We start from the raw sequence: 8598 nt of genomic DNA, 5'->3' as shown, positions 1-8598 counted from the left end.
TCTTCCTATTTTTAGCCGTCAAATCCACCCATAATGCCCGTTCCCGCGCTTGATCACCGGCAGATCGCCGGTGTAGTTCAGCGCGCCAGGGAACGCCTTAAGTCACTGCTTCATCTTCGGCCTGTTGACGGAGACCACGCCACATTTAGATAACACAAGTACTTATGAACATGGCAAATACTTGTTAGTTCCAGAATTGAAAGTATTTTTTAACCCGCAAAAAATAATGTAGTTGTGGTTGATATAACAGGTAATTTTGTCAGTGGATGGAAGCTTGATCCTCAAACGAAAAAGTATGATAACGTTATGGATAACGAGATTTAAGATGAGTCAATCACTTAAGAGCTACATTGACAGTTTTATATCCAAGGACATAACCGCTGGCTGCTTTGTGGACACTTATATGATTAAGTGGAAAACAGAACGTGATAATGAATTACTTGCACAGGATGATGATAATTTAAGTGAGTTACTCTCCAGCGTATTTTGTATTGCTGATATGTATAACCCAGATAATGATCGTCAAGAATGTGAATTTAATGAAGGTCAACTTTGGTGTGAAATAAATAAGCTAATAGCCGCTTATACAGATAACTAAAAGGAAATCCTGGCCATTGAGCCGGGATTTTTACATTATCACTCAGCTGCTGCCAGCCGGATAATCATCTGTCCCGGTTCAGTGATCCCCTCGATCTTCTGCCTGGTCGCAAATCCCAGCTCTGCCATCCAGTGCCCGCGCAGGGTGATCGACGGTGAAGGCCGGTGCTTCAGGTGATCACGAATATATCCCACGGTATAACGTCTTGATTTAGTTGAGGGCGTGTCGGTTTCTGACTTAAGCTGGGTGCCAGCCATAAGCAGCTCCTCGTTAATTGCTTGCGGTCAGCGGGCTGGGATATTCGAGCACCTCAGTTCCGCGCCTGTTAGCTAATCCGTTTACCCATCACGTTATCGAGCATCTCAGAAATAAACTTCTGCTTCGCCATTAGCGTCTGTCGGATCGCATCGATCTGCCTTTCCAGCCGTGGCACCAGTGCAATGGTTCGTGTGATAAGATCGCGGGCGGCGTGACCGGCGGCAGTAGCGGCAGTAGCGCCAGTACGCTGGCCGGCGCTCAGGCAGGGAAGAATGCGGTTGAGAATAATGCGCTAAGTTTGGGTACGGGTATGACCAGTTCAGGCTCCGCTGCGCAGTCATGGAATCAGTATTCAGAGGAACATAACCTTACACCAGAGCAGAAACAGGCAGGATTGGATAAACTGACGCAGGGTGATTTGCCTGACGGCGCGAATATAACCAAGGTTATCGTGAATGGATATAAGGACGGCGTGTTGATAGCAGGAGCAGCTTATTTAGGTCCGGCTGCATCGGTAGGTAAAGTAGTCGGTGGTGCAGTCATCGCGGCAATGGCTAATGGTACGTATCAGTGGTTTGATATCAACAGTGAGAAGAATCAAAGCCTGCCTGAAAATCAGCAAACAACCTGGGACTACTGGGGCAGTGCTTCTGCGGCTGTAACCGGCGCACTGGCTCCGGGACGTGGACTATTGCAGAACGTAGGAATAGCTACGACTGGTGCGGCATTGAGCAATGGAGCTGATATTGGGGCGATTGGTATCGCCGCAGGTAGCGCTGGATTGGGATGGGGATTTGGTGAATATGCACCAGGGGTTGTTAATTCGTTAACAGGAAAGGATGCACCTGGCTTCATATTTGATGCTATAGGCTCGCTCGGGACAGAATTTTTAGGTGGATATACACAAAATCTCTTAAATACATTAACTCCACAAAAATCTTCTGAAAAAGAAAAGGAGGAGAAAAAATGATCGCATATATCAAATTACTAATTTACTCTTGTGTTTTTTGTATACTGATTTGTTTTATTTTGGGGGCTGGATCATCGATGATTATATATATCAAAAATGGATTTTTTCTAATTCCCGATGGACAGCTAAAGAGAGCTATTGTTTTTGGAACTATTGCAGGAACAGCGATTACATTAGCTACAATAGTTTTTAATCTGACAGACAAGTTCAATACGCGAAAATCTCCCCCATCAGATCCTAATTGATCTTAACAAGAAATCCCGGCCAGTGAGCCGGGATTCCATTTTTATCAGTCAGTTATCCTTAAGCAGCCAGGCGGATAATCAACTGTCCCGGCTGAGTGAGCACCTCGATCTTCTGCCCGGTCTCAAATCCCAGTGCCGCCATCCAGTGGCCCTTCAGGATAATAGACGGTGAAAGCGTGAACTTCCTCTGATCCCGGACATATCCCACGGTGTAACGTCTTGATTGAGCTGTGGGCGTGTCGGTCTCTGGCTTATGATGCGTGCCAGCCATAACCAGCTCCTTGTTAATTGCTTGCGGTCAGCGGGCTGGGGTTTCGAGCACCACGGTTCCGCGCCTGTTAGCTGTTCCGTTTACCCATCACTTTATCCAGCAACTCAGAAATAAACTTCTGCTTAGTCATTGGCGTCTGTCGGATCGCATCGATCTGCCTTTCCGGCCGAGACATCCGTTCAATGGTTCGTGTGATACGATCGCGGGCGGCAGGAACCAGTGCGGCAGCAGACGCGACCGGTGCGGTCAGCGGAGAGCTGATGGGTCAGTTGATCATTCATTCGATGTATCCGGGTAAACAGGTCAGCGACCTGCAGGAGTCGGATAAGCATATCATCAGTGCACTAAGTACCCTGGCTACAGGTCTGGCAGGCAGCGTGACCGGCGGCAGTAGCGCCAGTGCGCTGGCCGGCGCTCAGGCAGGGAAGAATGCGGTTGATAATAACTCGCTGAGTCTGCCTAAGGAACTGAATGATATTGGCTTATCTCAACAGTCCCTTGCGGCCAGCATGATCCATAATGGCGCTTCGCTGGATGAACTTACGGCGGCGCTGGTTAAAAACTCGCAGGGTCAAATACCTGAAGGGCAGGATGCCGTTAAAGGATTGCTGACAGCATGGGCAGAGTTCTTTGGGGTCCCGGTCAGTGCATTGGCGGCTGACGGAGAAATGACGCCACAACGGGCAGCAGAAATCTTGGCAAGTGGTGTACCTACGAGTGAAGCCAAGCTGGCGCAGTACGTAGTTGCTAAAACCTTTTTGTCTATTGCTAAAGTTCAGATCTTGGACTATCACCTTCAAACCAGAAATACGTTGATATCCTTTCACCAGAAGCCAAACAACATATTTTATATGGGGATAGCCCTACGCAAGGGGGACATCTATATCCTGGAAATCCAGGAAAAACAGTCTTTCCTCAAAGTTGGTCAGCAGATAAGGTTGTCCATACTGTGGGAGGCATTGCTACCTCCCCCGATACTCAATGGTTTGCTCAGACCGGAACTGGTGGGGCATATACAAACGCAGGAAGGCCGGCAAGGTGGGTTGCCTGGGAAGAACGAGATGGTGTCAGAGTTCGTGTGGTATACGAGCCCGCTAGTGGGAAAATTGTAACAGCGTTCCCGGATAATAATCTGACTCCTCCAACTTTAAAGCCTATTAGAAAATAGTGTGGGTGAAATGGATATTAATGACGAAATTAGAGAATTTGGTGAAGGATTAAAAGATCGTCTGGAACCTTCGTTAGTTGACTTTGCCCTTGGGTATCTTGGGTTTTCAGAGAATGTAATAGCATTCGAAACGCTATGTGATCATATTGCTGATCATGATGTTGTGATCAGTAAAGGTGAGTACACGCAAGTGCTTAAAATAGTTAATGATCTTGGTCTGGAAATTGATAGTAGGTATACATATATAAATCCAGAAAAATAACCGCTAAAACGTACAAATGCTCCCAACCCAACGTCTGGAGCATTTTTAAAAATCCTTACAATGCGCCAGGTGCTCTTGGCCAGCGGTAGCATGTGAAGAAGAAAAAGGCGCGTCGGAGCTACAAGTTGTCGCGCCGGAAGTACGCCGGTAAAAACGATTCTAACTAACAGAAAGTAAAGGGAAAAATCGCCTTCGTCACCATACTCCACGCCAGAGAGTGTTGTTGTTGAGAATAATGCGCTGACTATCCCTGCGCCTCCAGTTCCTGTTCCGGGTGTGCCTGCTGATCCCGGCGACCAGGTTAAACAGGATGTAGATAAGAAAAAAGCTTCAGGTCTTGAAGGTACAATTAAAGATCTGGGTGATGCGCTGGACAAGGCAACGCAATCCTCCTTCGGACGAGCTTGTTCTTCGGAAAATGGCCAAGAGCAGAATCAAGCAAATATTGGCAAAGATTTGTCGGATGCTGATAAGCCGAATTGGGTGGAACGGGGTCCGGAACGCCTGGCGATTGGGAGCCACAGGATGAGGAAAATGCACGGAATAATGAGGCTCATAGTGCTGTAAATAGTAAAAATCTTAATGCCGAGTTAACGGGAAAAGAAATTGCCGATGGACATGCTTTCGAAAAACATGTTATTCAGTAAATTGAATTCGCTAATCTGGGAATAAAGACAAAAGAACAGTTTTCTCAACTCATTGAGAACGTTGTAAAATCCAACTTCTGTCAAAGAGCTAAGTGGCGGAGGGTCAGCTTATTGGGATCAATCGACAAACACCGTTGTTATACGAAACCCCAAACCTGGCGATGGTGGTACTGCATTCAGACCAGTGAACGGGAGAGCCTACTTTGATAGCTTGAGGTAAATATGGAACTATTATCTGTCACAATGAAAACTGCAGAAATTAATATAACAGAAGAAGAGTTGCTGATATTAAATTCAGCGTTGAATGAAATCTGTAATGGTATTGATATTGCTGAGTTTGAAACAAGAATAGGCTCTGATAGAAATGAGGTTGTAGCCTTGTTAAGTAAGATTGGAAACATATTAGATCAAATGGTCTCTTAATGACCAAATCCCGGCCATTAGGCCGGGATTTTTACATTATCACTCAGCTGCTGCCAGCCGGATAATCATCAGTCCCGGTTCAGTGATCACCTCGATCTTCTGCCCGGTCGTAAATCCCAGCTCAGCCATCCAGTGGCCGCGCAGGGTGATCGACGGTGAAGGCCGCTGCTTCAGGTGATCGCGGATATATCCCACGGTATAACGTCTTGATTTAGTCCTGGACGTGTTGGCCTCTGACTTATGATGCGTGCCAGCCATAACCAGCTCCTCGTTAATTGCTTGCGGTCAGCGGTCAGCGGTCAGCGGGCTGGGGGTTCGAGCACCACGGTTCCGCGCCTGTTAGCGGCTCCGTTTACCCATCACGTTATCCAGCATCTCAGAAATAAACTTCTGCTTCGCCATTAGCGTCTGTCGGATCGCATCGATCTGCCTTTCCGGCCGAGACACCCGTTCATTGGTTAGTGTGATAAGCTCGCGGGCGGCAGGAACCAGTGCGGCAGCAGGCGCGACCTGTGCGGTCAGCGGAGAGCTGATGGGCAGCTGATCATGCATTCGATGTATTCGGGTAAACAGGTTAGCGACCAGCAGGAGTCGGATAAGCAGATCATCAGTGCACTGAGTACCCTGGCTGCAGGTCTGGCAGGCGGCGTGACCGGCGGCAGTAGCACCAGTGCGCTGGCCGGCGCTCAGGCAGGGAAGAATGCGGTTGAGAATAACTGGCTGAGGGTGCAGGAAGCCGACAGAAAGAAACAGCTGGAGACGAAGCGCGACTATCTAAAACAGGAACTGACACCGGCTGAAGCGAAAGAGCTGGCGACGATTAATCAGACAGATAAAGCGCGTGATGAAGCGATAAAAGCGGTCTGTACGGATGGTAATAAAGGTGGTTCAGCCTGTGGTGCGCTGATTGGCCCGGCTCAGGAAGCATTTAATAAATATGGTGAAAATGCGACCTACTCATTGTTGTACAGGGATTTATATCCACAGGATGTGAAAAACCTGGAAAGTGTTTTGCAGGGACTGGATGCAGGCAGTATCAGCCGCGACCAAGCCATAACAGCAATAGCACAGGCGTCCGGTATGAGCTGGGAAACAGCAGCAGGCCGTTATGATATAGCAATGCAGACTCAGGAACTGGCTGCCGCTCTGGCGGGTGCTTACGGGCTGAAGAGTGTAATTAAGGATCCGACAAAAAGAGTTCAGCAAAAAAACTATCTCAACCTTCAGCCGGAAGAACGGCAGAGCCAAATAGAGTTGCTGCTGATGAGGAAGCTTCAGGGTGGTCACAGTACGATAAATACCGTAATGAAAGCGGAGACTGGAACTGGCCTGCAAAATTAGGTTTTGCCGAAGAACCAGTTAAAACAACGCTTCCTGTAGGCACTCATTTAGATAGGTATGGCAAGACAAATGGTTCTTTCCTGGCACCACAAGGTACGCCCCAGGAACAGCGCGCTTTAGCCCCTGGCTCCTTAGCGGATAAGTACCATGAATACGTTGTCATAAAACCGTTGCCTGTTATTCAAGGGAAAATAGCCCCTGCTTTTGGTGAACATGGCGGAGGTATTCAGATTCCGCCTAATATGCAGGAACGAGTAAATGTACAATGGTTGTTAGACAACAAATATATTGAGAGGGTTAATTGAAATGCTGTTGAGTATTAATGATCTTCAAAAAAAAATAGATACGCTGGTTTTGATATTAGGTTTTCCAGTTCACTCTGTTAACCTTTGCTCAGCACCTATTGATGATGGAACGCCTTATATTTCATTTGAAAATGGAAAGTATAATTATATCTGTACCGAGAGAGGATATGAGTTTTCTAGAAAGGTTACAGATTCAACAGATGAGTTACTTTATTGGATTGTGTATGATTTTATATATGATGTAGCAGTCGAGTACGAATTAAATAATCGGATTCCCGGTAAAGATAGTCGGCGTATTTATTTTCCAAAGATTATTGAGCTTATGAACAAAATCAACATCGACTGGGGAATAAAATCTCGAAAACATTTTGAAGAAATTCTTGCTGCCAGTCCTTACGATGATAGCCTCTACTTATAATCTTAACTCAATAAATCCCGGCCTTAGTGCCGGGATTTTAATCTACAGAACAGTTAATTACCCTTCATTCGCCAGCCGGATGAGCAGTTGCCCCGGCCCGGTGATCACCTCGATCTTCTGCCCGGTCGTGAAGCCCAGCTGCTCCAGCCAGCGGCCTTTAATGGTGAGCTGCGGCAGCGGGTTCGGCTGGCTCCGGTTAGGCCGGTAGCTGACCCTGTAATAATGCGCCTGTAGTCCGCAGGCAGCGGTTGTGGGTGTGCGGGTCTCTGACTCATGATGCGTGTCAGCCATGATCAACTACTTCTTAGTTGCTCATGGTCAGCGGGCTGGGGTGCTCCAACACCTCAGTGCCGCGTCTGTTAATTACTCCGTTTTACCAATCGCTGCCGTAACGCTCTGGAAATGCTCACTTCTGAATTAGTATCGTGCTCTGCCATGATTAACCCTCTCGTATAATTGGTTGTGGTTAGCGGGTTAGCGGGTTAGCGGGTTAGCGGGTTAGCAGGTTAGCGGGTTGGGATGTTGGCGCACCTCAGCTCCGCGCCGGATATCTACTCTGTTTAACCAATCACATCGTCCAGCATCTCAGCCACAAACTTCTGCCTCGTCATTAGCAGTTGCCTGATCGCATCGATCTGCCTTTCCAGCCGCGGCACCGTGCAGTTGTTAGAATGATAAGATCGCGGGCGGCAGGCAACAGCGCGGCAGCAGGCGCGACCGGTGCGGTCAGCGGAGAGCTGATGGGTCAGTTGATCGTGCATTCGATGTATCCGGGTAAACAGGTCAGTGACCTGCAGGAGTCGGATAAACAGATCATCAGTGCACTGAGTACCCTGGCTGCAGGTCTGGCAGGCGGCGTGACCGGCGGCAGCAGCGCCAGTGCGCTGGCCGGCGCTCAGGCAGGGAAGAATGCGGTGGAGAATAATGCGCTGACTATCCCTGCGCCTCCAGTTCCTGTTCCGGGTGTGCCTGTTGGTCCCGGCGACCAGGTTAAACAGGATGCAGATAAGAAAATAGCTTCAGGTCTTGAAGGTACAATTAAAGATCTGGGTGATGCGCTGGACAAGGCAACGCAGTGCTCCTTCGGACGAGCTTGTTCTTCGGAAAATGGCGAAGAACAGAACCAACCAAATATTGGCAAAGATTTTTCGGATGCTGATAAAGCCGAATTGGGTGGAACGGGGTCCGGAACGCCTGGCGGTTGGGAGCCACAGGATGAGGAAAATGCGCGAGATAAGGAAAACGGTTCAAATAATAATTTTGACCGTTTCAAGAAAGATGATCTTATTTCGTCTGCGAACGAGCCAATTAACGAACAAGGTTTATCCGCTGCGGCCAGAGCATGGGAAAAATACGCAGGTAGACCTGGTGGTGTTTTTGAACCTTTAAAAGGCAATCCAACACAGAAAAGTGAAGCAGCGAATCAGTTTGTAAATGAAGTGCTGAATAATAAAAGTACTATAAAAACAGAACTTTCCAGAGGTGGCGTGGAATATAGGTTGCCTGATGGCAGAGGTGTGCGTTATAACTCAGATGGCTCATTTTCTGGTTTCTTAGATCCTAAAAAGCCGAGATAAATATATGAACAATGATTTTGAATTAACTTTATTCAGTGATTCTAAATATGAAGAAATTACAGCGGAGATCTCTTACAAAGATCAGATTCTTTGCCAACTAAACAAAGATAAAGGC

The 8598-nt window shown here is 47.7% G+C and carries 14 protein-coding genes and 3 pseudogenes; 12 read left to right on the top strand and 5 right to left on the bottom strand.

What is annotated here, in order from left to right:
- The first annotated feature begins 295 nt into the window (after positions 1 to 295).
- Positions 296 to 598, top strand: a complete 303-nt coding sequence (locus tag H7K56_RS07445; protein ID WP_310736060.1) for a colicin immunity domain-containing protein — start codon at positions 296 to 298, stop codon at positions 596 to 598.
- 38 nt (positions 599 to 636) lie between these two features.
- On the opposite strand, the gene H7K56_RS07440 is transcribed toward H7K56_RS07445, so the two are convergent.
- Positions 637 to 855, bottom strand: a complete 219-nt coding sequence (locus H7K56_RS07440; RefSeq protein WP_058775900.1) for a SymE family type I addiction module toxin — start codon at positions 853 to 855, stop codon at positions 637 to 639.
- 137 nt (positions 856 to 992) lie between these two features.
- Between H7K56_RS07440 and H7K56_RS07435 the strand changes: the two genes are divergently transcribed.
- Complete coding sequence (locus H7K56_RS07435) at positions 993 to 1826, top strand: VENN motif pre-toxin domain-containing protein (protein WP_104093315.1); 834 nt, start codon at positions 993 to 995, stop codon at positions 1824 to 1826.
- A gap of 303 nt (positions 1827 to 2129) precedes the next feature.
- Here the strand turns inward: H7K56_RS07435 and H7K56_RS07430 are convergent, their stop codons facing one another.
- Entirely contained in the window at positions 2130 to 2342 is a 213-nt protein-coding gene (locus H7K56_RS07430; protein ID WP_220496543.1) for a SymE family type I addiction module toxin, read from the bottom strand.
- 182 nt (positions 2343 to 2524) lie between these two features.
- On the opposite strand from H7K56_RS07430, the pseudogene H7K56_RS23490 reads away from it, so the two are divergent.
- From H7K56_RS23490 to H7K56_RS07405, 5 genes and pseudogenes are all read left to right on the top strand, one after another.
- A pseudogene (locus H7K56_RS23490) lies at positions 2525 to 2785 on the top strand (VENN motif pre-toxin domain-containing protein); the annotation flags it as partial.
- Positions 2786 to 3291: 506 nt separating this feature from the next.
- Positions 3292 to 3510 carry a hypothetical protein gene (locus H7K56_RS23510; RefSeq protein WP_338131965.1) on the top strand — a complete coding sequence of 73 codons (219 nt, stop codon included), beginning with the start codon at positions 3292 to 3294 and terminating at the stop codon, positions 3508 to 3510.
- Positions 3511 to 3520: 10 nt separating this feature from the next.
- On the top strand, positions 3521 to 3772 hold the full coding sequence (locus H7K56_RS07415) for a MafI family immunity protein (protein WP_072208572.1): 252 nt from the start codon (positions 3521 to 3523) through the stop codon (positions 3770 to 3772).
- A gap of 276 nt (positions 3773 to 4048) precedes the next feature.
- Positions 4049 to 4339, top strand: coding sequence for a hypothetical protein (locus tag H7K56_RS23325; RefSeq protein ID WP_249042699.1), 291 nt, complete (start codon positions 4049 to 4051; stop codon positions 4337 to 4339).
- A 302-nt stretch (positions 4340 to 4641) separates the two neighbouring features.
- Positions 4642 to 4842: a hypothetical protein gene (locus tag H7K56_RS07405; RefSeq protein WP_058777973.1), complete on the top strand. Its 201-nt coding sequence runs from the start codon at positions 4642 to 4644 to the stop codon at positions 4840 to 4842.
- 39 nt (positions 4843 to 4881) lie between these two features.
- Here the strand turns inward: H7K56_RS07405 and H7K56_RS07400 are convergent, their stop codons facing one another.
- Positions 4882 to 5100: a SymE family type I addiction module toxin gene (locus H7K56_RS07400; protein ID WP_058776388.1), complete on the bottom strand. Its 219-nt coding sequence runs from the start codon at positions 5098 to 5100 to the stop codon at positions 4882 to 4884.
- An 81-nt stretch (positions 5101 to 5181) separates the two neighbouring features.
- Positions 5182 to 5394, bottom strand: a complete 213-nt coding sequence (locus H7K56_RS07395; protein ID WP_058776387.1) for a hypothetical protein — start codon at positions 5392 to 5394, stop codon at positions 5182 to 5184.
- Here H7K56_RS07395 and H7K56_RS07390 point away from each other — a divergent pair.
- The 3 genes and pseudogenes from H7K56_RS07390 to H7K56_RS07380 all read left to right on the top strand — a co-directional run bounded on the left by H7K56_RS07390 (position 5389) and on the right by H7K56_RS07380 (position 6906).
- A complete protein-coding gene (locus H7K56_RS07390) occupies positions 5389 to 6183 on the top strand; it encodes a VENN motif pre-toxin domain-containing protein (protein WP_104093313.1) in 795 nt (264 codons plus the stop codon). The genes H7K56_RS07395 and H7K56_RS07390 overlap by 6 nt on opposite strands.
- 38 nt (positions 6184 to 6221) lie before the next feature.
- Positions 6222 to 6488 (top strand): annotated as a pseudogene (locus H7K56_RS23505) (TNT domain-containing protein); the annotation flags it as partial.
- A gap of 1 nt (position 6489) precedes the next feature.
- Entirely contained in the window at positions 6490 to 6906 is a 417-nt protein-coding gene (locus H7K56_RS07380; protein ID WP_072208604.1) for an Imm63 family immunity protein, read from the top strand.
- A gap of 57 nt (positions 6907 to 6963) precedes the next feature.
- Here the strand turns inward: H7K56_RS07380 and H7K56_RS07375 are convergent, their stop codons facing one another.
- The gene (locus H7K56_RS07375) at positions 6964 to 7197 is read right to left on the bottom strand and encodes a SymE family type I addiction module toxin (protein ID WP_058776385.1); all 234 of its coding nucleotides are present in this window, start codon (positions 7195 to 7197) and stop codon (positions 6964 to 6966) included.
- A gap of 368 nt (positions 7198 to 7565) precedes the next feature.
- Between H7K56_RS07375 and H7K56_RS23600 the strand changes: the two are divergent.
- Together H7K56_RS23600 and H7K56_RS23320 are read left to right on the top strand one after the other, a co-directional pair.
- Positions 7566 to 7838: pseudogene (locus H7K56_RS23600) on the top strand (VENN motif pre-toxin domain-containing protein); the annotation flags it as partial.
- The gene (locus H7K56_RS23320) at positions 7821 to 8483 is read left to right on the top strand and encodes a tRNase toxin domain-containing protein (RefSeq protein WP_497816657.1); all 663 of its coding nucleotides are present in this window, start codon (positions 7821 to 7823) and stop codon (positions 8481 to 8483) included. The pseudogene H7K56_RS23600 and the gene H7K56_RS23320, both read left to right, overlap by 18 nt.
- Positions 8484 to 8598: the final 115 nt, after the last annotated feature.

The sequence above is a fragment of the Pantoea dispersa genome (assembly GCF_014155765.1).
GTDB classification, from domain to species: Bacteria; Pseudomonadota; Gammaproteobacteria; order Enterobacterales; family Enterobacteriaceae; genus Pantoea; species Pantoea dispersa.
This window is presented reverse-complemented; position numbering and strand designations above follow the sequence as displayed.